28 protein-coding genes are annotated in these 26,314 nt (G+C 68.4%); 24 read left to right on the top strand and 4 right to left on the bottom strand.

Translation table 11 applies throughout. The features are described 5' to 3' along the window. Nucleotide 1: 1 nt before the first annotated feature. Together PotMrB4_RS00255 and PotMrB4_RS00260 are read right to left on the bottom strand one after the other, a co-directional pair. Nucleotides 2-646 carry an HAD family hydrolase gene (locus PotMrB4_RS00255; RefSeq protein WP_172432228.1) on the bottom strand — a complete coding sequence of 215 codons (645 nt, stop codon included), beginning with the start codon at nucleotides 644-646 and terminating at the stop codon, nucleotides 2-4. 28 nt (nucleotides 647-674) lie between these two features. Continuing rightward, a complete protein-coding gene (locus tag PotMrB4_RS00260) occupies nucleotides 675-1,220 on the bottom strand; it encodes a gamma carbonic anhydrase family protein (protein ID WP_172432229.1) in 546 nt (181 codons plus the stop codon). 165 nt (nucleotides 1,221-1,385) lie between these two features. Between PotMrB4_RS00260 and PotMrB4_RS00265 the strand changes: the two genes are divergently transcribed. The 11 genes from PotMrB4_RS00265 (at nucleotide 1,386) to PotMrB4_RS00315 (ending at nucleotide 11,541) form a co-directional block, all read left to right on the top strand. Beyond that, nucleotides 1,386-1,580, top strand: a complete 195-nt coding sequence (locus PotMrB4_RS00265) for a hypothetical protein (protein ID WP_044410186.1) — start codon at nucleotides 1,386-1,388, stop codon at nucleotides 1,578-1,580. 78 nt (nucleotides 1,581-1,658) lie between these two features. Further along, entirely contained in the window at nucleotides 1,659-3,707 is a 2,049-nt protein-coding gene (gene prlC / locus PotMrB4_RS00270) for an oligopeptidase A (RefSeq protein WP_172432230.1), read from the top strand. Then, nucleotides 3,704-3,970 (top strand): YheV family putative zinc ribbon protein, encoded by a 267-nt coding sequence (locus PotMrB4_RS00275; protein ID WP_044410189.1) that lies wholly within the window; start codon nucleotides 3,704-3,706, stop codon nucleotides 3,968-3,970. Before prlC ends, PotMrB4_RS00275 begins: the two co-directional genes overlap by 4 nt. Nucleotides 3,971-3,992: 22 nt before the next feature. After that, nucleotides 3,993-4,775, top strand: a complete 783-nt coding sequence (locus PotMrB4_RS00280; RefSeq protein ID WP_142013200.1) for a DUF1835 domain-containing protein — start codon at nucleotides 3,993-3,995, stop codon at nucleotides 4,773-4,775. 45 nt (nucleotides 4,776-4,820) lie between these two features. Next, nucleotides 4,821-5,462 carry a Vat family streptogramin A O-acetyltransferase gene (locus tag PotMrB4_RS00285; RefSeq protein ID WP_107329947.1) on the top strand — a complete coding sequence of 214 codons (642 nt, stop codon included), beginning with the start codon at nucleotides 4,821-4,823 and terminating at the stop codon, nucleotides 5,460-5,462. Nucleotides 5,463-5,592: 130 nt separating this feature from the next. Continuing rightward, a complete protein-coding gene (locus PotMrB4_RS00290; protein ID WP_044410196.1) occupies nucleotides 5,593-6,420 on the top strand; it encodes a hypothetical protein in 828 nt (275 codons plus the stop codon). Beyond that, entirely contained in the window at nucleotides 6,417-6,929 is a 513-nt protein-coding gene (locus PotMrB4_RS00295; RefSeq protein WP_172432231.1) for a hypothetical protein, read from the top strand. The genes PotMrB4_RS00290 and PotMrB4_RS00295 overlap by 4 nt, the downstream gene beginning before the upstream one ends. An 82-nt stretch (nucleotides 6,930-7,011) precedes the next feature. After that, nucleotides 7,012-8,070: a PA0069 family radical SAM protein gene (locus PotMrB4_RS00300; protein WP_172432232.1), complete on the top strand. Its 1,059-nt coding sequence runs from the start codon at nucleotides 7,012-7,014 to the stop codon at nucleotides 8,068-8,070. Between the two features lie 147 nt (nucleotides 8,071-8,217). Continuing rightward, nucleotides 8,218-8,922 carry a carbonic anhydrase gene (locus PotMrB4_RS00305; RefSeq protein ID WP_044410202.1) on the top strand — a complete coding sequence of 235 codons (705 nt, stop codon included), beginning with the start codon at nucleotides 8,218-8,220 and terminating at the stop codon, nucleotides 8,920-8,922. Nucleotides 8,923-9,213: 291 nt separating this feature from the next. Then, on the top strand, nucleotides 9,214-9,945 hold the full coding sequence (locus PotMrB4_RS00310) for a carbonic anhydrase (protein ID WP_083422368.1): 732 nt from the start codon (nucleotides 9,214-9,216) through the stop codon (nucleotides 9,943-9,945). A gap of 66 nt (nucleotides 9,946-10,011) precedes the next feature. Next, entirely contained in the window at nucleotides 10,012-11,541 is a 1,530-nt protein-coding gene (locus tag PotMrB4_RS00315; protein WP_172432233.1) for a SulP family inorganic anion transporter, read from the top strand. Nucleotides 11,542-11,544: 3 nt separating this feature from the next. Here PotMrB4_RS00315 and PotMrB4_RS00320 read toward each other — a convergent pair whose 3' ends face one another. Beyond that, entirely contained in the window at nucleotides 11,545-12,204 is a 660-nt protein-coding gene (locus PotMrB4_RS00320) for a hypothetical protein (RefSeq protein ID WP_044410208.1), read from the bottom strand. A 371-nt stretch (nucleotides 12,205-12,575) separates the two neighbouring features. On the opposite strand from PotMrB4_RS00320, the gene coxB reads away from it, so the two are divergent. Genes coxB through PotMrB4_RS00340 form a run of 4 tightly spaced genes read left to right on the top strand, consistent with a single transcriptional unit; the run spans nucleotide 12,576 to nucleotide 16,766 of the window. Continuing rightward, a complete protein-coding gene (coxB, locus tag PotMrB4_RS00325) occupies nucleotides 12,576-13,703 on the top strand; it encodes a cytochrome c oxidase subunit II (RefSeq protein WP_172432234.1) in 1,128 nt (375 codons plus the stop codon). Between the two features lies 1 nt (nucleotide 13,704). After that, nucleotides 13,705-15,309 carry a cytochrome c oxidase subunit I gene (gene ctaD / locus PotMrB4_RS00330; RefSeq protein WP_172432235.1) on the top strand — a complete coding sequence of 535 codons (1,605 nt, stop codon included), beginning with the start codon at nucleotides 13,705-13,707 and terminating at the stop codon, nucleotides 15,307-15,309. A 1-nt stretch (nucleotide 15,310) separates the two neighbouring features. Then, entirely contained in the window at nucleotides 15,311-15,856 is a 546-nt protein-coding gene (locus PotMrB4_RS00335) for a cytochrome c oxidase assembly protein (protein ID WP_044410214.1), read from the top strand. 22 nt (nucleotides 15,857-15,878) lie between these two features. Then, a complete protein-coding gene (locus tag PotMrB4_RS00340; protein ID WP_172432236.1) occupies nucleotides 15,879-16,766 on the top strand; it encodes a cytochrome c oxidase subunit 3 in 888 nt (295 codons plus the stop codon). Nucleotides 16,767-16,780: 14 nt separating this feature from the next. Here PotMrB4_RS00340 and PotMrB4_RS00345 read toward each other — a convergent pair whose 3' ends face one another. Next, nucleotides 16,781-16,984: a twin transmembrane helix small protein gene (locus PotMrB4_RS00345; protein WP_044410219.1), complete on the bottom strand. Its 204-nt coding sequence runs from the start codon at nucleotides 16,982-16,984 to the stop codon at nucleotides 16,781-16,783. 31 nt (nucleotides 16,985-17,015) lie between these two features. On the opposite strand from PotMrB4_RS00345, the gene PotMrB4_RS00350 reads away from it, so the two are divergent. From PotMrB4_RS00350 to PotMrB4_RS00390, 9 genes are all read left to right on the top strand, one after another. Then, the gene (locus PotMrB4_RS00350) at nucleotides 17,016-17,786 is read left to right on the top strand and encodes an SURF1 family protein (protein ID WP_232060779.1); all 771 of its coding nucleotides are present in this window, start codon (nucleotides 17,016-17,018) and stop codon (nucleotides 17,784-17,786) included. Next, nucleotides 17,761-18,339: a hypothetical protein gene (locus PotMrB4_RS00355; protein WP_044410227.1), complete on the top strand. Its 579-nt coding sequence runs from the start codon at nucleotides 17,761-17,763 to the stop codon at nucleotides 18,337-18,339. The genes PotMrB4_RS00350 and PotMrB4_RS00355 overlap by 26 nt, the downstream gene beginning before the upstream one ends. A 21-nt stretch (nucleotides 18,340-18,360) precedes the next feature. Beyond that, on the top strand, nucleotides 18,361-19,404 hold the full coding sequence (locus PotMrB4_RS00360) for a COX15/CtaA family protein (RefSeq protein WP_107331451.1): 1,044 nt from the start codon (nucleotides 18,361-18,363) through the stop codon (nucleotides 19,402-19,404). A gap of 23 nt (nucleotides 19,405-19,427) precedes the next feature. Next, nucleotides 19,428-20,333, top strand: a complete 906-nt coding sequence (gene cyoE / locus PotMrB4_RS00365; protein ID WP_074969925.1) for a heme o synthase — start codon at nucleotides 19,428-19,430, stop codon at nucleotides 20,331-20,333. 146 nt (nucleotides 20,334-20,479) lie between these two features. Continuing rightward, nucleotides 20,480-21,115, top strand: coding sequence for an SCO family protein (locus PotMrB4_RS00370; protein WP_074969927.1), 636 nt, complete (start codon nucleotides 20,480-20,482; stop codon nucleotides 21,113-21,115). An 84-nt stretch (nucleotides 21,116-21,199) separates the two neighbouring features. Further along, nucleotides 21,200-21,712: an RNA polymerase sigma factor gene (locus PotMrB4_RS00375; RefSeq protein ID WP_044410239.1), complete on the top strand. Its 513-nt coding sequence runs from the start codon at nucleotides 21,200-21,202 to the stop codon at nucleotides 21,710-21,712. A gap of 67 nt (nucleotides 21,713-21,779) precedes the next feature. Beyond that, nucleotides 21,780-22,769: a FecR family protein gene (locus tag PotMrB4_RS00380; RefSeq protein WP_160483322.1), complete on the top strand. Its 990-nt coding sequence runs from the start codon at nucleotides 21,780-21,782 to the stop codon at nucleotides 22,767-22,769. 147 nt (nucleotides 22,770-22,916) lie between these two features. Further along, a complete protein-coding gene (locus PotMrB4_RS00385; RefSeq protein WP_197939503.1) occupies nucleotides 22,917-25,577 on the top strand; it encodes a TonB-dependent receptor in 2,661 nt (886 codons plus the stop codon). 77 nt (nucleotides 25,578-25,654) lie between these two features. Next, nucleotides 25,655-26,257, top strand: a complete 603-nt coding sequence (locus PotMrB4_RS00390; protein ID WP_044410248.1) for a heme acquisition protein HasA — start codon at nucleotides 25,655-25,657, stop codon at nucleotides 26,255-26,257. Nucleotides 26,258-26,314 lie beyond the last annotated feature (57 nt).

A 26,314-nucleotide genomic window follows, 5' to 3' on the forward strand; every position in this document is an offset into this window, starting at 1 on the left:
CTCAGCCGAAGGCGCGGTCCAGCTCGCCGAGGGTGGCGAAGTAGTAGGTCGGCGCCTCGGCCATCAGTTCCTCGCGGCTGCCGAAGCCATAGCCGACGCCGGCGGCGTGCAGCCCGTTCTGGCTGGCGCCGATGAGGTCGTGCTTGCGGTCGCCGATCATCAGCGTGTCCGCCGGGTCCAGCCCCTCTTCCGCCAGCAGGTGGGCGATCAGCTCCACCTTGTGGGTGCGGGTGCCGTCCAGCTCGCTGCCGTAGATGTGCCGGAAGTGCCGGTCGAAGCCGAAGTGCCGGGCGATCTCCCGGGCGAACACGGTGGGCTTGCTGGTGGCGATGTACAGGGTGCGGCCCTGCTGGGCGAGGCGCGCGAGCAAGGGGTCGACGCCGTCGAACACGCGGTTCTCGAAGAGGCCGGTGACCTTGAAGCGGTCGCGGTAGTGGTTCACCGCGTCCCAGGCGCGTGCCTCGCTGAGGTCGTAGGTCTGCATGAAGCACTGCAGCAGCGGCGGGCCGATGAAGTGCTCCAGCTGCGCCAGGTCCGGCTCGTGGATGTCGAGCTGGGCCAGGGCGTACTGCACGGAGCGGGTGATGCCCTCGCGCGGGTCGGTGAGGGTGCCGTCGAGGTCGAAGAGGATGTTCTGGTAGCGCATGCGGTCCTGCTGTCTGGAAGGGGGCGGCTCAGGCGCCGGTGTGTTCGGCGAGGTGGTGGTCCTTCAGCTTCACGTAGTTGGCGGCGCTGTAGGTGAAGAAGGCCTTTTCCTTGTCGGTCAGCGGGCGCGCCTGGCGCACCGGGCTGCCGACGTAGAGGTAGCCGGTGACCAGGCGCTTGCCCGGCGGCACCAGGCTGCCGGCGCCGAGCACCACGCCGTCCTCGATCACCGCGCCGTCCATCACGATGCAGCCCATGCCGATCAGCACCCGGCTGCCGATCCGGCACCCGTGGAGCAGGGCCTTGTGGCCGATGGTCACGTCGTCGCCGATCTCCAGCGGGAAGCCGTCGGGATTGAACGGGCCGGCGTGGGTGATGTGCAGCACGCTGCCGTCCTGCACGCTGGTGCGGGCGCCGATGCGGATGCGGTGCATGTCGCCGCGGATGACCGCCAGCGGCCACACCGAACAGTCCTCGCCCAGGTGCACGTCGCCGATCACCACGGCGGACGGATCGACGAAGACCCGCTCGCCCAGCTGGGGCGACAGGCCGCGGTAGGCTCTAATCGGGCTCATAGAAAGTCCTGTGGCTGTGGTGGAAGGCGATTGTAATTAAGATGCGGCCCACACGGTTCGGAGAACCCCTCTGGCACGTCGGTTTCCGGCTGTCGGAACACTATTTCTGCAAAGCTGTCAAGAATCTGGCATACTGGCTGGCCGCCTTTGGATAAGGAGAGTGTCATGTCCACCCTGCGTATCAGAGCTTCCGCACGTAAGGCTGAAGCCGAAGTGGCCCTGGAAACCCGTGCAACCCTCGATGATCAGGTCGCAGCATTCCTGCGCCAGGGAGGGGAGATCCAGAAGGTCGCCAAGGGGGTCAGCGGTTTACCACAGAACGGCGCCTGGTCCATGTCGCGGACCAGCAAGAAAAAGTGATTCGTCGAGGGGGCCTTGCGCCCCCTTCTTGTTTTTCCGAGCCTAGAACCCTTTTCCAAGACGCTACAGGTGAATGCCGTGAGTTCCAGCAATCCCCTCCTGCAAGATTTCGACCTGCCCCCCTATTCCGCCATCAAGCCCGAGCACGTCGAGCCCGCCGTCGACCAGATCCTGGCCGACAACCGCGCCGCCCTCGCTGCGCTGCTGGCCGGGCAGGACGGCACCCCCAGCTGGAAGGGCCTGGTGCTGGCGCTGGACGAACTGGGTGAGCGCCTGGGACGTGCCTGGAGCCCGGTGAGCCACCTCAACGCCGTCTGCAACAGCGCCGAACTGCGCAACGCCTACGAGGCCTGCCTGCCCAAGCTGTCCGAGTACTGGACCGAAATGGGCCAGAACCGCGCCCTGTTCCAGGCCTACGAGGCCCTGGCCGCCAGCCCCGAGGCCGCTGGCTTCGACGTGGCGCAGAAGACCATCCTCGAACACGCCCTGCGCGACTTCCGCCTCTCCGGCATCGACCTGCCCGCCGACAAGCAGCAGCGCTATGGCGAGATCCAGATGAAGCTCTCCGAGCTGGGCAGCCGCTTCTCCAACCAGCTGCTGGACGCCACCCAGGCCTGGACCAAGCACATCACCGACGAAGCCGCCCTCGCCGGCCTCACCGACTCGGCCAAGGCGCAGATGCAGCAGGCCGCCGAAGCCAAGGGCCTGGACGGCTGGCTGATCACCCTGGAGTTCCCCAGCTACTACGCGGTGATGACCTACGCCGACGACCGCGCCCTGCGCGAAGAGGTCTACGCCGCCTACGCCACCCGTGCCTCCGACCAGGGCCCCAATGCCGGCCAGAACGACAACGGCCCGGTGATGGCCGAGATCCTCGACCTGCGCCAGGAGCTGGCCCGCCTGCTGGGCTTCGCCCACTTCGCCGACCTGTCCCTGGCCACCAAGATGGCCGAGACCACCCCCCAGGTGCTCGGCTTCCTGCGGGACCTGGCCCAGCGCAGCAAGCCCTTCGCCGCCCGCGACCTGGACGAGCTCAAGGCTTTCGCCGCCGAACGTGGCGTGGCCGACCTGAAGAGCTGGGACGTCGGCTACTTCAGCGAGAAGCTGCGTGAGCAGCGCTACAGCATTTCCCAGGAAACCCTGCGCGCCTACTTCCCCATCGACAAGGTGCTCACCGGCCTGTTCGCCATCGTGCAGAGGCTCTACGGCATCGAGATCCGCGAACTCAGCGGCTTCGACACCTGGCACCCGGACGTGCGCCTGTTCGAGATCCGCGAGAACGGCGAGCACGTCGGCCGCTTCTTCTTCGACCTCTACGCCCGTGCCAACAAGCGCGGCGGCGCCTGGATGGACGGCGCCCGCGACAAGCGCCGCAACGCCCGTGGCGAACTGGTCGCCCCGGTGGCCAACCTGGTGTGCAACTTCACCCCGGCCGTCGGCGACAAGCCCGCGCTGCTGACCCACGACGAAGTCACCACCCTGTTCCACGAGTTCGGCCACGGCCTGCACCACCTGCTCACCCGCGTCGAGCACGCCGGCGCCTCCGGCATCAACGGCGTGGCCTGGGACGCCGTCGAGCTGCCCAGCCAGTTCATGGAGAACTGGTGCTGGGAGCCGGAAGGCCTGGCGCTGATCTCCGGCCACTACCAGAGCGGCGAACCCCTGCCCCAGGACCTGCTGGACAAGATGCTGGCGGCGAAGAACTTCCAGTCCGGCCTGATGATGGTGCGCCAGCTGGAGTTCTCCCTGTTCGACTTCGAACTGCATGCCACCCACGGCGATGGCCGCAGCGTGCTCGACGTGCTGGAAGCGGTGCGTGACGAAGTGGCAGTGATGCGCCCACCGGCGTTCAACCGCTTCGCCAACAGCTTCGCGCACATCTTCGCCGGGGGTTACGCCGCCGGTTACTACAGCTACAAGTGGGCTGAAGTGCTCTCCGCCGACGCCTTCTCGAAGTTCGAGGAAGAAGGCGTGCTCAACCCGGCCACCGGCCGTGCCTTCCGCGACGCCATCCTCGCCCGGGGCGGTTCCCAGGCGCCCATGGTGCTGTTCGTCGACTTCCGTGGTCGCGAGCCCTCCATCGACGCCCTGCTGCGCCACAGCGGCCTCACGGAGGACGCTGCATGACCGCCACGCCGAAGCGCTTCATCGCCGGGGCCGTGTGCCCCGCCTGCAGCGAGATGGACAAGATCCAGATGTGGGACGAAGACGGCGTGCCGCACCGCCAGTGCGTCGGCTGCGGCTACGCCGACACCCTCAACGCCCAGGGCCAGTCGGTGCCCAAGGAGCTCGGCACCCGGGTCAACCAGGCCAAGCCCAAGCCGGCCGACCCCAAGGTGCAGAGCGTGCAGTTCTTCCCCAATCCCAAGCTGAAGAAATCCAGCGAGTAGCGACAAGGCCAAGGAGGGCGTCATGTGGCATCTGGTATGCGGTGACAACGCGGCCGAAGGCGTCGGCATCGTCCTCGGCGATTCCGTGGCCCATGAGTGGCTGCGGGTGCTGCGTGACGACCTCGCCGTCGGCCCGCTGAAGGACATCGAGCAGCCGCCCTGCGCCCGCCGCGCCGCCTTCTGGCGGGCGGTCTGGCCGGAGGGCGTGCACCCGATGCCGGACTTCGAGCGTGACCTGGGAGCGGATGCGCAGTGGCTCGCCGGGTTGGCCGATCAGGACCATGGGGTGACCGTCTGGCACGGCGACAGCGCCTCCGAGCAGTTGCTGCTGGCCCGCGTTGCCGCGGTGCTGGAGCACAGCGACCTGCCGTTCTGGGAAGTGCCCTGCGGTAGCGGCGACAGCAGCGTCACCCACCGCCGCGCGGTGGCCATGCACACGCCGACCGACCTGGCCGAGCGCTACCTGCCGAGGCAGGTGGGGCCCGAGCGCCGCCATTACCTGGCGACCCAATGGCGCAGCGTGCTGGCCGAAGGTGCCGGCATCCGCCGTTGGCGACAGGAGGTGTTCCATGGCGAGGACTTCAGCTTCATCGATGCCGATCTGCTGCAGCACTGCAGTTCCGACTGGCAGCCGCTGGCGCGGGTGATGGCCGACGTCATGGCCAGCTGCGATGGTTTCTTCGCCACCGACTTCTTCCTCTTCTGGCGGGCGCGGGAACTGGCCGCCCAGGGCCGGGTCGAGATCGGTGGTGAGCCGGCCGCCAACGGCTACGGCAACCTTCGGGTGCGTCGCCTGCCGGGCTGATCCCGGCGGCGCTCCTTCCCCCCTTCGCAGCGCACAGGAGGTGCCATGCACGGCCCCGACCCTCGCAACCCGCACCCCATGGCGGGCTTCCCCCAGGTCTGCTTCATCCGCAACACGGTGAGCAACCCGCAGATCGAGATCGGCGAATACACCTACTACGACGACCCGGAGGATTCGGAGCACTTCGAGCGCAACGTGCTCTACCTCTTCCCCTTCATCGGTGACCGCCTGGTGATCGGGCGCTTCTGCGCCATCGCCCGTGGGGTGAAGTTCATCATGAACGGCGCCAACCACAAGCTCTCCGGCTTCTCCACCTACCCCTTCCAGATCTTCGGCGGTGGCTGGGAACACCACATGCCCGACCTGTCGGAGTTCCCCAACAAGGGCGACACCCTGATCGGCAACGACGTGTGGATCGGCTACGAGGCGCTGATCATGCCCGGGGTGAAGATCGGCGACGGCGCCATCATCTCCTCCCGCTCGGTGGTGACCCGCGACGTGCCGCCCTACACAGTGGTCGGCGGCAACCCGGCCGAGCCGCTGAAGCAGCGCTTCCCCGATGCGGTGGTGGAGCGCCTGCTGGCCATCGCCTGGTGGGACTGGCCGGTGGAGAAGGTCAGCCGGCACCTGGCGGCGATCATGGCGGCCGACCTCGATGCCCTGGAGCGCTGCGCCTGCGAGGCGTGAGGCGAACTGCGTCACTTCCGCCGTGCTGTCGCCTTGCCCGGACGCGGGGCCGGGAGTAGTTTTCCCGGCTGTGCCGCCGCGCACAGGGAGCTGCAGCACGACGCAGCGACAGCGCAAGGAGATTCCCCCAGTGCCCACCTTCACCCGAAACAACAAGCCGGTCGTCGGCACCGTCCAGCTGGTGGTCGGCAACGTCCTCAGGCTGCGGCTGAATGGCCTCGGCCCGGGCAAGAAGCACTACGTGGTCAAGAGCGCCAACGCCTGCATCGAGGTCAAGCAGAACCCCAACGACCGCCAGTCGGAACAGACCGTCGTCCTCACGGCTCTGCGGGCCTGCCCGGCCGTTCGGGTCGAGGCGTTCTCGGCGGTCGACGGGCTGCCATCGGGCATCCACGTGTCCATCGAGGTGATCGACAAGCTCGGCCTGCCCGACCCGGCCACCGACGAAGGTTGCCTGGCGCGGCTGCTGCTCGCCGAGTCCATCGCGCCCAAACCCAACACAGACAATGCCGAGGCGCTGAAGTCCATGCAGTGGATGCGCCAGGTGATCGAGAACCGCATGACGTTCTCCGAACCCAAGCACTTCGGCAAACCCGCCGGCAAGACCATGACGGCCTTCATCACCGCCAAGGAACCCTTGCAGTTCGAAGGCTTCGGCAACTACCCGAACCTCGGTGCCAAGCAGACCAACATCGACGAATTCCTGCGGCTGGCCAACGACGGCAGCGACATCCGCTTCGAGCGCATGCGCCAGCACGTGCAGAACGCCCTGGACGTGGCCAGCGGCGCCAAGCTGGGCGCCCCGGCGCCATCCAAGGTATTCGCCTGGCGGACCAGCAACTCCGGCAGCCCGGGCGGCAACTTCGTCAAGGTGGCGGACGTGGGCGGCCAGGCCTTCTTCACCCTCACCCAGGCCTTCATCGACAACCCCAACAACCCGGGTAAACCGAAGAAATGAACAGCCCACGCCTGGCCGGATGGCTCTCCGGCACCCTGCTCTTCGCGGCCCTCGGCCTGTGCGCGGCCGAATCCTTCGGCCCCTCGGTGTTCTCCGACCAGGTGACCCGCTTCGACATCAACGCTGACAAGGCCTTCGCCAACCCCGAGCAGGACATGCGCTACCTGCTGGTGCAGGCCCACCGCAACGATCGGCCCAATCACTTCTGCGTGGTCGGCTACCAGTGGGCGGACGGCTCGCGCAAGGCGGCGGTGCACTGGCAGGAGGGCGAACGCATCGTCCTCTGGGGCGGCAAGTCCGGCTGGGGCGATGAGTTCAAGTACGCCGACTCCATGGCCATGGCCAACTCGGTGGACCTCAAGAACGGCCTGGTGGACACCGACGAGCAGCGCTTCGGCAGCAGCTTCCTGCAGCTGCGCGCCTCCGCCGAAGGCACGCTGGCCGACTGCAAGGCCCATGGCCGGCAGTACCTGATCGAGCCGTTCACGCCGCCGAGCGAGGACGAATAGGGCTTTCCGACGAAAACCGTCTGGCGCATGGCGCTGTCTGAATATACTGTTCATGCATACAGTATTTTCGGAGCGTCCCGCCATGTCCGTCACCCTCCCGCCCCGTGGTCGGGGAACCGGCAGCAACCCCTACAACCGCTTCGCCCCGACCCTCTCGGTGGCCGAGGACGACGGCTGGTACCAGGAAGTGCCGCCGACCCGCGCCACCGAGGTACGCATCGAGACGGCCAAGAGCATCATCGCCCGCAACCAGTCGCCGGACCTGCCCTTCGACCGCTCCATCAACCCCTACCGTGGCTGCGAGCACGGCTGCATCTACTGCTACGCGCGGCCCAGCCACGCCTACTGGGACCTGTCGCCGGGCATCGACTTCGAGACCCGGCTGATCGCCAAGACCAACGCCGCCGCCCTGCTGGAGCAGCAGCTGAGCAAGCCCGGCTACCAGTGCGCGCCCATCGCCCTGGGGGCCAACACCGACCCCTACCAGCCCATCGAGCGCGAGCACCGCATCACCCGCCAGGTGCTGGAAGTGCTGCTGCGCTACCGCCATCCGCTGACCATCGTCACCAAGGGCTCGCTGCTGCTGCGTGACCTCGACCTGCTGACCCAGCTGGCCGAGCAGCGCCTGGTGAAGGTGATGATCAGCCTCACCACCCTCGACGATGAGCTCAAGCGCATCCTCGAACCGCGCGCGGCGGCGCCCTCCGCACGGCTGCGGGCGATCCGCGTGCTGCGCGAGAACCGCGTGCCGGTGGGCGTGCTGTGCTCGCCGATGATCCCGATGATCAACGACAGCGAGCTGGAAAGCCTGCTGGAGGCGGCCCGCGATGCCGGCGCACGCAGCGCCTCCTACATGCTGGTGCGCCTGCCCCGGGAGGTGGCGCCGCTGTTCGAGGAATGGCTCCAGGCCCACTACCCGCAACGTGCCGGCCACGTGATGAGCATCATCCGCCAGTGCCGGGGCGGCGAGGTGTACGACAGCCGCTTCGGCAAGCGCTTCACCGGCGAAGGCGCCTTTGCCGCGCTGCTGGCCCAGCGCTTCGCCGTGGCCATGCGTCGCCTGGGGCTGGAGAAACGCGGTGACGTGGCGCTGGACTGCTCGCGCTTCTGCCCGCCCGGCGGGCAGATGGCCCTGCTGTGAGCGATGGGATGAACGGCACGGGTTTTACGCGCCCGGTGTGTGACCGCAACGCGCCGAACGGTGTCCTGTAGGGGGTCGGATAAATCCGACCGTATCGGTAAAGTAATCCCACTTACCCCTACAGAGTCCAAGGCGAACGAGGTCGGCATGAGCGACGAGCACGATACCCCGCAACCCCAGGAAAGCGCCGAAGAAGCGCTGCGCAACATCGTCGAAGGTTTCCAGCGTTTCCGCGACCAGGTCTATCCGGAGCAGGAAGAGCTGTTCAAGCGCCTGGCCCATGAGCAGAAACCCCGTGCCATGTTCATCACCTGCGCCGACTCGCGCATCGTCCCTGAACTGATCACCCAGAGCTCCCCCGGCGACCTGTTCGTCACCCGCAACGTCGGCAACGTGGTGCCGCCCTACGGCCAGATGAACGGCGGCGTCTCCACCGCCATCGAGTTCGCCGTCATGGCCCTCGGCGTGCACCACATCATCATCTGCGGCCACTCCGACTGCGGCGCGATGAAGGCGGTGCTCAACCCCGAGCAGCTGGAGCGCATGCCCACCGTCAAGGCCTGGCTACGCCACGCCGAAGTGGCCCGCACCGTGGTCGCCGAGAACTGCGGCTGCGCCAACCATGAGACCCTGGGCGTGCTGACCGAGGAGAACGTGGTGGCCCAGCTGGACCACCTGCGCACCCACCCCTCGGTGGCCGCACGCCTGGCCAGCGGGCAGCTGTTCATCCACGGCTGGGTCTACGACATCGAGACCGCCGCCATCCGCGCCTACGACGCCGAGAGCGGCCGTTTCCGCACCATCGGCGACGGCCCGCTGCCGATGGCCACGCCCCGCGCCCGCTACCTGTAAGCCCCCGGCGCCCCGGCTGCGGCCGGGGCGCTGCGGGTCTCCTCCCTCTTCCCGTTCCCGCTGTTCCCCCTCCGTTTCGCACCCTTCCCGGCGCGTTGCGCCCTTGGCCGACGCTGGCGGCGTGCCATCGTCCGCTCGTCTGTAAACCGCGTGCCAGAGCGGTTTATTCAGGTTGAGTTAAGGCTCGCGATTAAGGTCTGTAGGGGCTTCGACCGCCTAGTTGAAGCGCCATCCGCCAACCCGTGGCGGAGCCCACCGGGCATGACGCCCATCCGACCTTCAGGAGGACCCATGAAACAGGACATTCACCGCATTCGACCCGGGCAGTCTGCCGGCCTCGGCGGCCACCCCGCCGAGGCCACCTTCGCCGCGCTGGTTGACGGTTGCCGGCGCTTCCGCGAGCAGGTATTCCCCGAGCAGCGGGCGCTGTTCCAGCGCCTGGCCCGCAGCCAGGCACCGCGCACCCTGTTCATCACCTGCGCCGACTCCCGCGTCGCCCCCGAGCTGATCACCCAGAGCGCCCCCGGCGACCTGTTCGTCACCCGCAACGTCGGCAACCTGGTGCCGGCCTACGGGCAGATGAATGGCGGCGTCTCCACCGCCATCGAATACGCCGTGCTGGCCCTGGGTGTGCAGCACATCATCGTCTGCGGCCATTCGGACTGCGGCGCCATGAAGGCGGTGCTGGCCCCCGAGACCCTCGGCCCCATGCCCACCGTGCGCGCCTGGCTGCGCCATGCCGAGGTGGCCCGCAGCCTGGTGGAGCGCAACTGCACCTGCGCTGCCCACGACACCCTGGGCGTGCTCACCGAGGAGAACGTGGTGGCCCAGCTGGACCACCTGCGCACCCACCCCGCCGTCGCCGCCCGCCTGGCGGCCGGGCAGCTGTTCATCCATGGCTGGGTCTACGACATCGAGACCGCTGCCATCCGCGCCTACGACGCCGAGACGGGCGGCTTCCGCCCGCTGGAGGAGGCCAGCGCGAGCATGGCCACCCCGCGTCCCCGCTACCTGGCGTCCTGACGCCCGCCCCTTGCCACGGCACCCGCTCGGCTGCCGTGCCCCTTGCTGCGCTCAGGAGAATTCGCCATGCGCCTTGCTGAACTCAAGAACACGTTGCCACGGGAGGCGCTCGCCTCGGTGGTGGTCTTCCTCGTTGCCCTGCCGCTGTGCATGGGCATCGCCATCGCCTCCGGCATGCCGCCGGCCAAGGGCCTGGTCACCGGCATCATCGGCGGCCTGGTGGTGGGCTGGCTGGCCGGCTCGCCGCTGCAGGTCAGCGGCCCGGCGGCCGGGCTCGCCGTGCTGGTCTTCGAACTGGTGCGCGAGCACGGCGTGGCCATGCTCGGGCCGATCCTGGTGCTGGCCGGCGCCCTGCAACTGCTGGCCGGCCGCTTGCGCCTGGGCTGCTGGTTCCGCGTCACCGCCCCGGCGGTGGTGCAGGGCATGCTGGCCGGCATCGGCATCCTCATCGTGCTGTCCCAGGTCCACGTGATGTTCGACGCCAGCCCCCAGGCCTCCGGCCTGGACAACCTGCTGGCCTTCCCCGCCACGCTGCTGGAGGCGGCCCGCCAGTTCGGCCCCGGCGGCGACCTCGATGCCGCCCTGCTGGGGCTCGGCACCATCCTCGTGATGCTGGCCTGGGAACGCTGGCGGCCGGGCGCGCTGCGCTTCCTGCCCGGCGCGCTGATCGGCGTCGGCCTGGCCACCCTGGCGGCCAGCGGGCTCGACCTGCAGGTGAACCGCGTGCAGGTGCCGGCCACCCTCGGCGAGGCCATCGACTGGCTGCAGCCGGCGGACCTGCTGCGCCTGGCTGACCCTGAGCTGCTGCTGGCGGCGCTGGTGCTGGCCTTCGTCGCCAGTGCCGAGACGCTGCTCTCCGCCGCCGCGGTGGACCGCATGCACAGCGGCCCGCGCTCCGACCTGGACCGCGAGTTGTCGGCCCAGGGCGTCGGCAACCTGCTGTGCGGGGTGCTCGGCGCGCTGCCGATGACCGGGGTGATCGTGCGCAGCTCGGCCAACGTCCAGGCCGGCGCGCGGACCCGCCTCTCGGCGGTGCTGCACGGCGCCTGGCTGCTGGCCCTGGTGGCGCTGCTGCCGGGCCTGCTGCAGCAGATTCCCATCGCCAGCCTGGCCGGTGTGCTGGTCTACACGGGCATCAAGCTGGTGGACTTCAAGAGCCTGCGCGGCCTCGGCCGCTACGGGCGCGCACCGCTGGCGATCCATGCTGCCACGGCGCTGGGCATCGTCGCCTTCGACCTGCTCACCGGGGTGCTGATCGGCTTCGGTTTGACCCTGGCCAAGCTGGCCTGGAAGGCCTCGCGGCTGAAGATCGTCCTGGCGCCCATCGGCCCGAACGAGGCGGAGCTGCGCCTGGTGGGCGCAGCCACCTTCCTGCGGGTGCCGCAGCTGGCCGCGACCCTGGAGGGCGTGGCACCGAGCATGCGGCTGCACGTACCGCTGGACCGGCTCAGCTACATCGACCACGCCTGCATGGAACTGCTGCAGGACTGGGGCCGCAACGCCGAGCGTCAGGGTGGCGAGCTGTGCATCGAGGCGCGCGGGCTCAACCGGCGCCTGGAGGGGCGACGGCTGAGCCTGCGGGGGCGGACGGTCTGAGGGTCAGGCGGTGGCGCAGGGCGCCGGGTCCAGCTGCAGTTCGACGCCGAGCTGGCGCGACAGGCAGGGCCAGCGCTTCCACGCCGCCTCCACCTTCGGGTCGTGCAGCCGCGCGCGGTACTGCTGCACCGACTCGCGCTGGAACACGCCCGGGTCCAGCATGCCGTCCACCGCCAGGTGGACGGCCTCGTCCAGCTGGTTGGCGAAGGGCTCGCCGATGAGCTGGTGGGCGATCAGGTTGGCCACCGTGGTGTCCAGCGGGATCAGCGGTTCGCCCAGGTGGGCGATGTAGCGGTCGTTCACCTCCTCCACCAGGCGATGGGCCAGGTAGGCCTCGTCCAGCAGGCCGTCCAGCCCTTCGTGCCCGTGCACCACGCTGGGCGGCTGCAGGAAGAAGTGTTCGGCCACCTTCAGCACCGGCTTCACCTCCGCCTCGATACCGGCTTCGGCCGCGACGCTGGCGGCGGCGTCGAGCACGTCCGGCACCTGGTCGATGTAGGCCGCGACGAAGCGCGAGAGCACCCCGTGGGCATCATCGCCGGGCAGGCGGATGGCCGGGTGCAGGCGGGACAGCTGGGCATCGAGCAGGCGCGCCAGGTGGCCGTGGACGGCTTCCTGGGCGTGGGCCTGGCGGATCAGTTCGCGCAGGGCGAGGGTGTTCATGACTGCTCCTGATTCAGGACATGGGAAAGAGACGAACAGACCTTAGCCTGCCGTGGCCGGCGGCTAAGACCGGATTGTCATAATCGCGTAACGCTTATGCATCCAAGCGATAACGGGTCCCATTTACTTTACCAGCGAAGCCACGTCCGGCGCGGCCTGCGGCGCTGGGAACGTTCCGCACAGGATAAATTTCCCCGCGAATTGCCAGGTCGGACCCCCTGTCTATACTCCGACCCGAAGGCGTTACCTGATGACACCCGACTGTGCACCACGTGCTAGAGGTCGGCCGTTAAAGTCAGCCGTATTGACGACCGTCCCCCAGCCGCTGGCCCAGCCGGCGGGAAGAACAAGAACGATAAGGGGAACCCGCAATGATGCGACATCCGCGTGCCTGGATGGGATTCCTGCTGTGGTTGACGTTGACCCCGGTCCAGGCGGCCTGGACGGTCAACATGACGCCCGGCGCCACTGAAGTCAGCCAGACCGTTTTCGACCTGCACATGACGATCTTCTGGATCTGCGTCGTGATCGGCGTGGTCGTCTTCGGCGTGATGTTCTGGTCGATGCTCGTCCACCGGCGCTCCACCGGCCAGGAACCGTCCCACTTCCACGAAAGCACCACGGTGGAGATCCTCTGGACCGTCGTGCCCTTCGTGATCCTGGTGGCGATGGCGGTGCCGGCCACCCGCACCCTGATCAACATCTACGACACCTCCGAGTCGGAGCTGGACATCCAGATCACCGGCTACCAGTGGAAGTGGAACTACAAGTACCTGGGCCAGGACGTGGAGTTCTTCAGCAACCTGGCCACGCCCGCCGACCAGATCCACAACAAGGCCGAGAAGGGTGAGCACTACCTCTTGGAGGTGGACGAGCCGCTGGTGATCCCGGTGGGCACCAAGGTGCGCTTCCTGATCACCGCCGCCGACGTGATCCACTCCTGGTGGGTGCCGGCGCTGGCGGTCAAGCGCGACGCCATCCCCGGCTTCGTCAACGAGGCCTGGACCCGCATCGAGAAGCCCGGCCTCTACCGCGGCCAGTGCGCCGAGCTGTGCGGCAAGGACCACGGCTTCATGCCCATCGTGGTCGAGGCCAAGTCCCGCGAGGACTTCGCCAAGTGGCTCGACGAGCGCAAGGCCGAGGTGGCCAAGGTCAAGGAACTGACCGAGAAGGACTGGACCCTCGACGAACTGGTGGCCCGTGGCGACAAGGTCTACCACACCACCTGCGCCGCCTGTCACCAGCCCGAAGGGCAGGGCATGCCGCCCATGTTCCCGGCGCTCAAGGGCTCGAAGATCGCCACCGGGCCGAAGGAAGGCCACCTCGACATCGTCTTCCACGGCAAGCCCGGCACCGCCATGGCCGCCTTCGGCAAGCAGCTGTCGGAGGTCGACATCGCCGCCGTGATCACCTACGAGCGCAATGCCTGGGGCAACGCCAAGGGCGACATGGTCACGCCCAAGGAAGTCCTGGCCCTCAAACAAGCCGAGGAGAAATGACATGAGTGCAGTGATCGATCCGGACCACACTGGTCACGATCATGCCGGGCATGATCACCACCACGGCCCGGCCAAGGGCCTGATGCGCTGGGTGCTCACCACCAACCACAAGGACATCGGCACCATGTACCTGTGGTTCGCCTTCACCATGTTCCTGGTGGGTGGCTCCATGGCCATGGTGATCCGCGCCGAGCTGTTCCAGCCCGGTTTGCAGATCGTCGAGCCGGCCTTCTTCAACCAGATGACCACCATGCACGGCCTGATCATGGTCTTCGGCGCGGTGATGCCGGCCTTCGTCGGCCTGGCCAACTGGATGATCCCGCTGATGATCGGCGCGCCGGACATGGCCCTGCCGCGCATGAACAACTTCAGCTTCTGGCTGCTGCCGGCGGCCTTCGGCCTGCTCATCAGCACCCTGTTCAGCGCCGGCGGCGGACCCAACTTTGGCTGGACCTTCTACGCCCCGCTGTCCACCACCTACGCGCCGGAGAGCGTCACCTTCTTCATCTTCGCCATCCACCTGATGGGCATCAGCTCGATCATGGGGGCGATCAACGTGATCGCCACCATCCTCAACCTGCGTGCCCCGGGCATGACCCTGATGAAGATGCCGCTGTTCGTCTGGACCTGGCTGATCACCGCCTTCCTGCTGATCGCGGTGATGCCGGTGCTGGCCGGCTGCGTGACCATGATGCTGATGGACATCCACTTCGGCACCAGCTTCTTCAACGCCGCCGGCGGTGGCGACCCGGTGCTGTTCCAGCACGTGTTCTGGTTCTTCGGCCACCCCGAGGTGTACATCATGATCCTGCCCGCCTTCGGTGCGGTCAGCTCGATCATCCCGGCCTTCGCCCGCAAGCCGCTGTTCGGCTACACCTCGATGGTCTACGCCACCGCCTCCATCGCCTTCCTCTCCTTCATCGTCTGGGCGCACCACATGTTCGTGGTGGGCATCCCGCTCACCGGCGAACTGTTCTTCATGTACGCCACCATGCTGATCGCCGTGCCCACCGGGGTGAAGGTGTTCAACTGGGCCACCACCATGTGGCAGGGCTCGATGACCTTCGAGACACCCATGCTGTTCGCCGTGGCCTTCGTCATCCTCTTCACCATCGGCGGCTTCTCCGGGCTGATGCTGGCCATCGCCCCGGCGGACTTCCAGTACCACGACACCTACTTCGTGGTGGCCCACTTCCACTACGTGCTGGTGCCTGGCGCCATCTTCGGCATCTTCGCCTCGGCCTACTACTGGCTGCCCAAGTGGACCGGCCACATGTACGACGAGACCCTCGGCAAGCTGCATTTCTGGATGAGCTTCATCGGCATGAACCTCGCCTTCTTCCCCATGCACTTCGTGGGGCTGGCCGGCATGCCCCGGCGCATCCCGGACTACAACCTGCAGTTCGCCGACTTCAACATGATCTCCTCCATCGGCGCCTTCACCTTCGGCGCCACCCAGCTGCTGTTCCTGTTCATCGTCATCAAGTGCATCCGTGGCGGCAAACCCGCCCCGGCCAAGCCCTGGGACGGTGCCGAGGGCCTGGAATGGAGCGTGCCCTCGCCGGCGCCGTACCACACCTTCAGCACCCCGCCCGAGGTGAAGTGACATGGACGGCGAGCTGGGAACCCGCCGCCTGATCCTGCGACTGCTGGTGCTGGTGGTGGCGATGTTCGGCTTCGGTTTCGCCCTGGTGCCGATCTACGACGTCATGTGCGTCGCCTTCGGCATCAACGGCAAGACCAACGCCAGCGCCTACGAAGGCAGCCAGGTGCAGGACGCCCAGCGCCAGGTGCGGGTGCAGTTCCTCGCCACCAACGCGGCAGACATGACCTGGGAGTTCCGCTCCAAGGCGGACGACCTGGTGGTGCACCCGGGGGCCAGCAACGAAATGCTGTTCATTGCCCACAACACCACCGACAAGCCCATGACCGCCCAGGCGATCCCCAGCATCTCGCCGTCCAAGGCCGCCGCCTATTTCCACAAGACCGAGTGTTTCTGCTTCACCCAGCAGGTGCTGCAGCCGGGTGAGCGCATCGAGATGCCGGTGCGCTTCATCGTCGACCGCGACCTGCCGGCGGACGTGCACCACCTGACCCTCGCCTACACGCTGTTCGACATCACCGCCCGCAAGCCGCCAGTCGCCAAGAACTGAGGCGCGCAAGGAGAACGACACGATGGCTAGCCACGAGCAGTACTACGTCCCCGCCCAGAGCAAGTGGCCGATCATCGCCACCCTGGGCATGCTCATCACCGTCTACGGACTGGGCACCTGGTTCAACGACCTCAAGGCCGCGCGGCCCGAGTCCAACGGCCCGCTGATCTTCTTCATCGGCGCCCTGTGCCTGGCCTACATGCTGTTCGGCTGGTTTGGCGCGGTGATCAAGGAAAGCCGCGGCGGGCTCTACAGCCCGCAGATGGACCGCTCGTTCCGCTGGGGCATGAGCTGGTTCATCTTCTCCGAGGTGATGTTCTTCGCCGCCTTCTTCGGGGCCCTGTTCTACATCCGCATGTGGTCCGGCCCCTGGCTCGGCGGCGAGGGCGCCAAGGGCGTGGCCAACATGCTCTGGCCGAACTTCCAGTACACCTGGCCGCTGCTGAACACCCCCGATCCCAAGCTGTTCCCCGGGCCCAAGGCGGTGATCGACCCGTGGCACCTGCCGCTGATCAACACCCTCCTGCTGGTGTCCTCCAGCTTCACCGTCACCTTCGCCCACCACGCGCTGAAGAAGAACAACCGCAAGCTGCTGAAGATCTGGCTGGCCCTGACCATCCTGCTCGGCGCCAGCTTCCTCGCCCTGCAGGCCGAGGAATACGTGCACGCCTACCACGAGCTGGGCCTGACCCTCGGCTCCGGCATCTACGGCGCCACCTTCTTCATGCTCACCGGCTTCCACGGCGCCCACGTGACCATGGGCACCCTGATCCTCACCGTGATGCTGGTGCGCATCCTGCGCGGCCACTTCGACGCCGAGCACCACTTCGGCTTCGAGGCCGCCAGCTGGTACTGGCACTTCGTGGATGTGGTCTGGGTGGGGCTATTCATCTTCGTCTACGTGCTCTGAACCGCCCGCAGGCATTACCAGGTGGCGTGGGACACCAGCTGGCCGCTGTAGAAGCCCCAGGCCACCAGCGCCAGGATCGACGCGGCCAGCACCACACGGAGGGTCAGGGCGTTCACCAGGCGGGGGCCCTTGCCGGCGTCCTTGACCAGGAAGAACAGCCCGCTGAACAGGCTGGCCACCATGGCCAGCAGCAACACCAGGATGAGCGCCTTGAGCATGGGGCGACTCCGTCGACAGAAGGGGGACGTCGTGCAGTATAGCCAGCCCTACCCGGGCACCCGGCGACCCCGGGCCCGGCGCTTCCGACCCGGCTGGGTGCCCACCCTGGCGGTGCTCCTGCTGCTGCCTTTGCTGGTCGGCCTGGGCCTCTGGCAGCTCGGCCGCGCCGAGGAGAAGCGCCAGCTGCTGGCCGGCTACGAAGCCCGCCGGCAGGCCGACCCGGTGAGCGTGCTGGACCTGGAGCGCCAGCCCGACCCCGCCTTCATGCGGGTGCACCTGCAGGGCCGCTTCGACGCCCAGCACAGCCTCCTGCTGGACAACCGCATCCGCAACGGCCGCTCCGGCGTCGAACTGCTGCAACCCTTCTACGACCCCGCCAGCGGGCTCTGGGTGCTGGTCAACCGGGGCTGGCTGCCCTGGCCCGACCGCCGCACCCCGCCGACGTTCGACACCCCCGCCGCCGCCCAGGTGCTCGATGCCTGGGTCTACGTCCCGCCCGGTGCCAGCCTCGAACTGCGCCACGTGGAGAGCCGCGACTGGCCGCAACTGATCAACCAGGTGGACGCCACTGCGCTCTGGCAGCGCCTCGGCCGTGGCGGCCTGCCCCTGGAACTGCGCCTGGAGCCCGGCAGCGCCGCCTACGACACCGACTGGCCGGTGGTGGCCATGGGCCCCGAACGCCACCTGGGCTACGCCGTGCAATGGTTCGCCATGGCCGTCGCCCTCTGCGCCCTGTACCTCTACCTCGGCATCCGCCAAGCACGGGAGCTTCCTGATGACGCCAGCCCTCGCTCTGCCTGAACGCCCGCGCCGCGCCCGTGGGCGCCTGCAACTGCTGCTGATCCTCGCCGTGGTGATCGGCCCCATGGTGCTGGCCTCGGCCATGTACCACCTGCGCTTCTGGGTGCCCGACGGGCGCAGCTACCACGGCACGCTGATCGGCAACGGCCAGCAGCGCGAAGACCTTGGCGTGCAGGGCGCCGCCGCCCCCGAGCGCTGGCAGTTGCTGGTGACCGCGCCGGCCGGCTGTGCCGCCGACTGCCAGCAACTGGTCTACCTCGCCCGGCAGATCAACATCGGCCTGGGCCGTGAAGCCAATCGCGCCGACCACGCCCTGGCCCTGGGCGGCAGCCTCGACGAAGCCTTCCGCCAGACCCTGGAGCGCGACTACCCGCGCCTGGCCCGCTACGGCCTCGACCCGGCCACCTACAGCAAGGCCAGCGGCGGCAGCGTCCCGCAGCTGTGGATCGTCGACCCCCACGGCAACCTGGTGCTGCGCTACGACGGCCAGGTACCCGGCAAGCGCGTGCTCGACGACCTGCGCCACCTGCTGAAGCTGTCCAACATCGGCTGACCCGGCCCGCAGGAGACTGCCATGCCCCGCACCTCCCGACCCGGTTTCCCCCTCGCCGCCGTCGCCACGGTACTGGCCCTGGTGGTGGTGCTGCTCGGCGCCTACACCCGGCTCACCCACGCCGGCCTCGGCTGCCCCGACTGGCCGGGCTGCTACGGCTTCATCGGCGTACCGCAGACCGACGCCCAGCTGGCCCACGCCGAGCGCCACTTCCCCGAAGCGCCGGTGGAAGCGCAGAAGGGCTGGAACGAAATGGTCCACCGCTACTTCGCCGGCACCCTCGGCCTGGCCATCCTCGGTCTTGCGGTGCACGCCCTGGTGCGGCGCGGGCGTGACGGCCAGCCCCTGCGCCTGCCGCTGGTGCTGCTCGGTGTGGTCATCACCCAGGCCGCCTTCGGCATGTGGACGGTCACCCTCAAGCTCTGGCCCCAGGTGGTCACCGCCCATCTGCTCGGCGGCTTCACCACCCTGGCCCTGCTGTTCCTGCTCAGCCTGCGCCTCTCCGGTGCGCTGCCGGCGCTCGGCCTGCCGGCGAGCCTGCGGCGGCTGGCGGCAGCGGCCCTGGCCCTGGTGATCGGGCAGATCGCCCTGGGCGGCTGGGTCAGCTCCAACTACGCGGCGGTGGCCTGCGTCGACCTGCCCACCTGCCACGGCCAGTGGTGGCCGGCGATGGACTTCGCCAACGGCTTCCACCTCACCCAGCACATCGGCCCCAACTACCTGGGCGGCCAGCTGGACAGCGACGCCCGCACCGCCATCCACATGACTCACCGCCTCGGCGCCCTGGTGGTGACCCTGACCCTGCTGGCGCTGGCCTGGCGCCTGCGCGGCGAAGGCCTCGGCCGCCTCGCCGGGCTGCTCCTGGCGGTGCTGGCGCTGCAGGTGGGGCTGGGCATCAGCAACGTGCTCTTCCACCTGCCGCTGCCGGTGGCCGTGGCCCACAACGGCGGCGGCGCCCTGCTGCTGCTGACCCTGGTGCTGGTGAACTACCGCGTGCGCGCCCCAGCCCTGGCAACCGAACCGGGCGACCCCGCCCTGCGCCTGCCTGCCGGCAAGCCCGCCTGACGACAAGAAGAAGGAGAGACGCCATGGCCACGCTGCTCCAGCATGGACACACCCAGGTCCACGCCACCTGGCGGGACTACCTGGAACTGACCAAGCCCAAGGTCGTGCTGCTGATGATCATCACCTCCCTGGTGGGGATGTTCCTCGCCACCCGCGCCGGCGTGGCCTGGGAGGTCCTGGTGTTCGGCAACCTCGGTATCGCCCTCTGCGCCGGCGCGGCGGCGGCGGTGAACCACGTGGTGGACCGGCGCATCGACGCCATCATGGCGCGCACCCTCAAGCGCCCCGTCGTCAGCGGGCGCGTCTCGCCGCTGGCGGCCCTGGCCTTCGCCCTGTTGCTGGCGGTGGCCGGCCTGGCCCTGCTGCTGCGCTTCACCAACGAACTGGCGGCCTGGCTCACCCTCGCCTCGCTGCTGGGCTACGCCGTGCTCTACACCGGCTTCCTCAAGCGCGCCACGCCGCAGAACATCGTCATCGGCGGGCTGGCCGGGGCCGCCCCGCCGCTGCTGGGCTGGGTCGCCGTCACCGGCCACGTCTCCGCCGAGCCGCTGCTGCTGGTGCTGATCATCTTCGCCTGGACCCCGCCGCACTTCTGGGCCCTGGCCATCCACCGCAAGGCCGAGTACGCCAAGGCCGACATCCCCATGCTCCCGGTCACCCATGGCGAGCACTACACCAAGGTGCACATCGTCCTCTACACCCTGGTGATGTTCGCCGTCAGCCTGCTGCCCTACGCCATCCACATGAGCGGGCTGCTCTACCTGGCCTGCGCCGTGCTGCTCGGCGGGCGCTTCCTGCAGTGGGCCTGGAGGCTCTACCGCGACAGCCGACCGCACGCCGCCATCGGCACCTTCAAGTACTCTATCGCCTACCTTTTCCTGCTCTTCATCGCCCTGCTGCTGGATCACTACCTGCTGCTGGCGGTCTGAGCCCCCGGGCCCTGAGCAGGTCCTGATGCGTCGCCCCTCGCGCCCCGCGCCGCGAGGGGCAGGCCGCATCCCCGCGTTCGGACGAGCCCCGGCCCACCGGGCCTGATAGGCTTGCCGGCACCGCCCATTCCAAGCGAAGAGCAACCATGACCCGCGTGCAGAAAACCGTATTCGTCCTCATCGCCCTGGTGGCCCTGGTCCTGGGCCTGACCGTGAACAAGGTGCTTAACGGCCAGCGCCAGGCCGACCCCACCCGCCTGCTCGACGCCGGCATCGTCCTGCTGCCCCAGCCACGCACCGTGCCGGCCATCAGCCTGACCGACCAGGACGGCAAGCCGATCGCCATGAACGAACTGAAGGACAAATGGAGCCTGCTGTTCTTCGGCTACACCTTCTGCCCCGACATCTGCCCCACCACCCTGGCGCAGATGCGCGAGCTCAAGGGCCTGCTGCCCGAGGCCGCGCGTGACCGCGTGCGCATCGTCATGATCAGCGTCGACCCCAACCGCGACACCCCGCAGCAGCTCAAGCAGTACCTGGGCTACTTCGACCCGGCCTTCCTCGGCGCCACCGGCGAGCTGGCCAGCATCCAGAAGCTGGCCAACGCCGTCAGCATCCCGTTCATCCCGGCCGACACCAGCAAGGAGAACTACACCGTCGACCACAGCGGCAACCTGGTGGTGATCGGCCCCGACGGCACCCAGCGCGGCTTCATCCGCGCCCCGCTGAACAACCAGAAGCTCAAGGAACAGCTGCCGGTTCTGGTGACCCCGGCCAGCTGATTCCGTATCGATTTCTTATTTGAAATTGATTCTCAATAAAACTAGGATGGCGCTCCCTTCTCCTGTCAAAGCCAGGGAGCGCGCTTGTCGGAGCCCGATCTCAAGAGCCTGTTCATCCAGCACGCCAAGGCCCTTCGCAGCCTGCTGACGCGCAAGGTACGGGACCCGCAACTGGCCGCCGACCTGGTACAGGAAAGCTTCCTGCGCCTGGCCGAGCAGCGCGGCAAGGACGCCATCGACAACGGCCCCGCCTACCTCTACCGCACCGCCCACAACCTGCTGGTGGACCATGTGCGCCAGCAGGCCCGCCGGCGCACCGACCTGGTCCCCCAGGAAGCCCTGCACGAGATCGTCGAAGACGCCCCGCCCCTGGACGAACAGGCCGCCGCCGAGCAGCATCGGCGCCGCCTGCGTGAGGCCCTGGCCGAGCTGCCGCCGCGCACCCGCGAGATCTTCCGCCTCAACCGCCTGCACGGCCTGACCCATGCCGAAGTGGCGCGCCAGCTGGATATCTCCGACAGCTCGGTGCAGAAGCACCTGGCCAAGGCCCTCGCCCATGTCATGCAGCGCCTGCAGGACGGCCCGCGGAGCGACTGACGGATGGTTTACGGTGAATGGCGTCCCCGAACGTCAGCCTTCCTATAACGAGAAACGAGAGACCGACGTGATCAGCCAGCACCTGCGGGAGCAGCAAATACGCGAGGAAGCCGCCGACTGGGCGGTGCGCCTCAGCCAGGGCGACCCGGACCCGGCGACGGCCGAGGCCCTGGCGCGCTGGTGCCAGGCCGACCCGCGCCACCCCGAGGCGCTGGCCTTCGCCCAGGCCACCTGGGACGCCCTTGGCCAACTGGCCGACGAACCGGCTGCCGGTGAACCGCCGCGCCGCCGTGCACCCAGGGAAGCCGCGCGCCCGGCCCCCCGCACGCGCCGTCGCTGGCGCTGGGCCAGCGGGGTCGCTGCGCTGCTGCTGGTGGCGGTGCTCGGCGTGGACGCGGGCCGCCCGCTGCTGATGCCCCTGCTGGCCGACTACGCTTCCGGCACCGGCGAGGTACGCCGGGTCACCCTGCCCGATGGCAGCGAGGTGGAGCTGGACTCCCGCAGCGCCATCGACGTCCTCTACAGCGACGGCGAGCGGCGCGTCCGCCTGCTGGCCGGGGAAGCCTGCTTCAGCGTCGCGCCCATGGGTGGCGACGAACGCCGGCCCTTCGTGGTGGAAAGTGCCGGTGGCACCACCCGCGCCCTCGGCACCCGCTTCCTGGTGGGGGAGCGCGGGCAAGGGGCCTGGGTCGGCGTGCTCGAACACAGCGTCGCGGTGAACCTCGAAGGCGTTCCCGGTGAACGGGTACTGAGCGAGGGCCAGAGCGCCCGCTACGACCGCGTCCAGGGCATCCAGCCCCTGCTCGGGCTTGATCTGCAGCGGGCCAGCAGCTGGCGGCGCGGGGTGCTGGTGTTCGACCGGGTGCCCCTGGCCGAAGTGGCCGAACAGCTCAACCGCTACCGCACCCGCCGCCTGGTGGTCACCGACGCCCGCCTGGCGCGCCGGGAGGTCAGCGGCGTGTTCCGCCTCGACATCCTCGACGAGGCCCTCGACACCCTCACCCACGAACTGCACGCCCAGCGCCTGGACGTGCCCGGCGCCACCTTCCTCTATTGACCCTCCCGGGCCCGTATCGACGGGCCTGCGGCCTGCCCTCCCACCCGCGCGGAAATTTCTTTTACTGACTTTGCGTGAGTGGCGCGTCTTGCTGTTGAGAGTGATTTGCATTCACCAAACAACACCAAGCAGCCACAGGAACACACGATGAACGCACGCAAAGGGATGGGCCGGCGATTCCGCCGTTCGCTGCTCGTCTTGGGGGGACACTGGGCCCTGATCGGCGCGGGGGCCCTGCCCCTGGTCGCGGTGGAACAGGTCCACGCCGAAGCCGTCCAGGTCGCCTTCGACATCCCGGCCCAGGCCCTCGACCAGGCGGTGCTCACCTTCGCCGAACAGTCCGGCGTGCAGGTGATCTTCGACGCCTTGCGCTTCGCCGACCTCCAGGGCGCCCCGGTGCAGGGCCGCTACGCCGCCGACGAGGCCCTGCGCCGCCTGCTGCGGGGCACCCCGGTGAGCTTCCGCTTCACCTCCCCGCGTGAAGTCAGCCTGGTGCGCGAAGCCAGCGGCGACGCCCTGGAGCTGGGCGCCACCCAGGTTCAGGGCCAGGCCAACGCCCACGACTGGGTCTACGAGTCCCCCCGCTCGGTGGCGGTGATCGACCGCGAGCAACTGGACCGCAACCCGCCGCGTCACGCCGCCGACATGCTCGAACAGAGCGCCGGCGTCTACACCGCCGTCAGCCAGCAGGACCCGGGCCTCTCGGTGAACATCCGCGGCCTGCAGGACTACGGCCGGGTCAACATGAACATCGACGGCATGCGCCAGAACTTCCAGCAGAGCGGCCACCAGCAGCGCAACGGCACGATGTACATCGACCCGGAACTGCTCTCCGCCGTGACCATCGAGAAGGGCGCCACCTCCGGCATGGGCGGCGCCGGGGTGATCGGCGGGGTGGCCGAGTTCAGCACCCTCAACGCCCGCGACTTCATCCACGAAGGCAAGGAGTTCGGCGGCCGCGTGCGCGCCACCACCGGCCTGGGCGGCTACGCCAACGGCACCGACTTCATCGGCAGCAGTGCCTTTGCCCTGGGCAACGAGGTCGGCGACCTCCTCTTCGCCGCCAGCGAGCGCCACCTGGGCGACTACGACCCCGGCACCCACGGCAGCATCGGCCAGCTGCGCACCGGCTCCAGCTTCAACCCCGGCGTCGAGGAGCGCATCAAGCACTCGCCGGTGGCCTACTCCGGCTCCACCATGCGCTCGCGCCTGGCCAAGCTCGGCCTCAACCTGCCGGCCGACCAGCGCGTGCAGCTCAGCTACCTGCGCACCCAGGTGGCCTACGACGACGCCAACATGATGAACGTGGAGAAGGCCGAGCTCTGGGAGAAGCTCGGCAGCAGCAACGTGGTGTCGCAGAACATCGCGCTGGACTACAGCTACAGCCCCGACGACCTGCTGGTGGACTTCAAGGCCAAGCTCTACCACGTCGACAACCGCAACCGGCAGACCACCCTGGCCCGTGGCAGCAGCGCCGGCTACGCCATCACCTACCAGACCGACACCTACGGCCTGCAGCTGGAGAACACCTCCACCTTCCTGCTCGGCGAGCTCACCACCCTCAAGGCCAACTACGGCCTGGAGTACTTCCAGGACAAGGTCCGCCCCGACTCCACCCAGGCCGTGGCCAGCGGCTCCGCCGTGGGCTTCCCGGTGTCCGAAGGCATGACCCCCAAGGGCGACCGCGCCATGGGCAGCCTGTTCGCCAACCTGCAGCTCGACTACGACGACTGGCTGACCCTGGACGCCGGCCTGCGCTACGACCGCTACCACCTGGAGGGCGAAACGGGCTTCAACATGACCCTCTATCGCCTCAACACCCCCGGCAACCCCACCTACAACGTCCCGCTGCGCTACGAGGTGGACCGCGAGGAAGGCGCGTTCTCGCCCACCTTCGGCATCGCCCTCAAGCCCGGCCCGGACTGGTTGCAGCTCTTCGCCCGCTACGGTGAGGGCTGGCGCCCGCCGGCGGTGACCGAGACGCTGATTTCCGGGCGCCCCCACGGCAGCAGTGCGGAAACCATGTACCCCAACCCCTTCCTCAAGCCGGAAAGCTCCCAGTCCTGGGAAGTGGGGTTCAACATCTTCAAGCAGAACCTCTTCACCGACGGCGATGCCCTGGGCCTGAAGGTGGCCTACTTCGACACCCGCATCGACGACTTCACCTACATGTCGGTCGGGCTGCAGCGCCCGGGGGTGGGGGTGGCCGCCCTGGGGGTGTCGGCTTACGTCAACGACCGCACCAGCACCCGCTTCCGGGGCGTCGAGTACGCCCTCGACTACGACATGGGCGCCTACTACGGCAACCTCGCCTACACCCACATGATCGGCGAGAACCAGTACTGCTCGAACGACGCCTGGCTCGGCGGCGCGGTGTCCCCCGTCTACGGCAGCGGCCGCCGTCCGCCGGTGACGGGCTACGTGCCCAACGCCACCGCCAACGCCATGGTGAGCTGCGGCGGCCACATGGGCAGCGCCGAGCACATGCCCATGGACCGCGGCAGCCTGACCCTCGGCACCCGCCTGCTCGACCGCCGCCTCGATCTCGGCGCGCGGGCCCGCTACAGCGAGGGCTACGCCCTGGACGCCGGCGACGACGCCGCACGCGAGCAGGTCTACCCGGCGGACTGGAAGGCCTACACCGTCTACGACCTCTACGGCAGCTACAAGGCCACCGACAACCTGACCCTGCGCCTGGCCCTGGAGAACGTCACCGACCGCGCCTACCTAGTGCCCCTGGGGGACGTGCTCGCCTTCACCCTCGGCCGGGGCCGCACCCTGCAGGGCACCGTGGAATACACCTTCTGACCCGGATTTGCCCATGACGGGCAAAGCCGTCGCGCAGCGCCGTGCCGCGCGGCGGAAACCTCAACTGGAGACACTGCATGAGCCTTTCGATTTCCTACTCCGCCACCTACGCCAGCTGGACCATCACCGACTACCTGGCCGACTGGGCCGGCTACTTCGGCGATGCCAACCACCGCCCCGGCCAGGTGCAGGACGGCGTCAACACCGGCGGCTTCTACCCCGGCGCCCTCAGCGGCACCGAGTACGCCCTGACCAGCCCCAACAGCGACGCCGGCTTCGTTGCCGAAGGCAACCTCAGCTACTCGCTGTTCTCCAGCCCGGCCCACACCCTGTACGGCAACCTGGACAGCGTGTCCCTGGGCAGCGACCTGACCAAGACCGCCTCGGGCTTCGAGTTCGGCGCGGGCAAGGAAGAGGCCAGCTTCAGCGGCCTGGGGCTGTCGAGCCTGCTCAGCGAAGGCCACGCCGGCGCGGTCCACCAGGTGGTCTACGGCCTGATGGGCGGCAACACCAGCGCCCTGGAAAGCGTGCTGAACGACCTGCTGGACGACTACGGCGTGTCCACCGCCAGCACCTTCGACGCCGTGGCGGCCGCCCTGGCAGCCGGCCCGCTGAGCGTGGCACCGGCCGAAGCGGTGGGCCTGCAGCAGCCGCTGGACGACCTGGCCCTGGCGGCCTGATCGGCGGGAAAAGGAGACGCGAATGGAGGGTGACCCCCATTCGCGTGGAGTGACCCC

Origin of the sequence: Metapseudomonas otitidis (assembly GCF_011397855.1) — a bacterium.
Lineage (GTDB): Bacteria > Pseudomonadota > Gammaproteobacteria > Pseudomonadales > Pseudomonadaceae > Metapseudomonas > Metapseudomonas otitidis.

Bases quoted from the DNA above. Each gene is read 5' to 3' on its own strand.
- PotMrB4_RS00385 (WP_197939503.1), top strand. From the start codon at position 22,917: ATGAACGCACGCAAAGGGATGGGCCGGCGATTCCGCCGTTCGCTGCTC.
- PotMrB4_RS00305 (WP_044410202.1), top strand. From the start codon at position 8,218: ATGAGCGACGAGCACGATACCCCGCAACCCCAGGAAAGCGCCGAAGAA.
- PotMrB4_RS00320 (WP_044410208.1), bottom strand. From the start codon at position 12,204: ATGAACACCCTCGCCCTGCGCGAACTGATCCGCCAGGCCCACGCCCAG.
- PotMrB4_RS00285 (WP_107329947.1), top strand. From the start codon at position 4,821: ATGCACGGCCCCGACCCTCGCAACCCGCACCCCATGGCGGGCTTCCCC.
- PotMrB4_RS00355 (WP_044410227.1), top strand. From the start codon at position 17,761: ATGACGCCAGCCCTCGCTCTGCCTGAACGCCCGCGCCGCGCCCGTGGG.
- PotMrB4_RS00370 (WP_074969927.1), top strand. From the start codon at position 20,480: ATGACCCGCGTGCAGAAAACCGTATTCGTCCTCATCGCCCTGGTGGCC.
- PotMrB4_RS00280 (WP_142013200.1), top strand. From the start codon at position 3,993: ATGTGGCATCTGGTATGCGGTGACAACGCGGCCGAAGGCGTCGGCATC.
- PotMrB4_RS00275 (WP_044410189.1), top strand. From the start codon at position 3,704: ATGACCGCCACGCCGAAGCGCTTCATCGCCGGGGCCGTGTGCCCCGCC.
- ctaD (WP_172432235.1), top strand. From the start codon at position 13,705: ATGAGTGCAGTGATCGATCCGGACCACACTGGTCACGATCATGCCGGG.
- PotMrB4_RS00260 (WP_172432229.1), bottom strand. From the start codon at position 1,220: ATGAGCCCGATTAGAGCCTACCGCGGCCTGTCGCCCCAGCTGGGCGAG.
- PotMrB4_RS00300 (WP_172432232.1), top strand. From the start codon at position 7,012: ATGTCCGTCACCCTCCCGCCCCGTGGTCGGGGAACCGGCAGCAACCCC.
- cyoE (WP_074969925.1), top strand. From the start codon at position 19,428: ATGGCCACGCTGCTCCAGCATGGACACACCCAGGTCCACGCCACCTGG.
- coxB (WP_172432234.1), top strand. From the start codon at position 12,576: ATGATGCGACATCCGCGTGCCTGGATGGGATTCCTGCTGTGGTTGACG.
- PotMrB4_RS00310 (WP_083422368.1), top strand. From the start codon at position 9,214: ATGAAACAGGACATTCACCGCATTCGACCCGGGCAGTCTGCCGGCCTC.
- PotMrB4_RS00265 (WP_044410186.1), top strand. From the start codon at position 1,386: ATGTCCACCCTGCGTATCAGAGCTTCCGCACGTAAGGCTGAAGCCGAA.
- PotMrB4_RS00255 (WP_172432228.1), bottom strand. From the start codon at position 646: ATGCGCTACCAGAACATCCTCTTCGACCTCGACGGCACCCTCACCGAC.
- PotMrB4_RS00360 (WP_107331451.1), top strand. From the start codon at position 18,361: ATGCCCCGCACCTCCCGACCCGGTTTCCCCCTCGCCGCCGTCGCCACG.
- PotMrB4_RS00345 (WP_044410219.1), bottom strand. From the start codon at position 16,984: ATGCTCAAGGCGCTCATCCTGGTGTTGCTGCTGGCCATGGTGGCCAGC.
- PotMrB4_RS00335 (WP_044410214.1), top strand. From the start codon at position 15,311: ATGGACGGCGAGCTGGGAACCCGCCGCCTGATCCTGCGACTGCTGGTG.
- PotMrB4_RS00340 (WP_172432236.1), top strand. From the start codon at position 15,879: ATGGCTAGCCACGAGCAGTACTACGTCCCCGCCCAGAGCAAGTGGCCG.
- PotMrB4_RS00295 (WP_172432231.1), top strand. From the start codon at position 6,417: ATGAACAGCCCACGCCTGGCCGGATGGCTCTCCGGCACCCTGCTCTTC.
- PotMrB4_RS00390 (WP_044410248.1), top strand. From the start codon at position 25,655: ATGAGCCTTTCGATTTCCTACTCCGCCACCTACGCCAGCTGGACCATC.
- PotMrB4_RS00315 (WP_172432233.1), top strand. From the start codon at position 10,012: ATGCGCCTTGCTGAACTCAAGAACACGTTGCCACGGGAGGCGCTCGCC.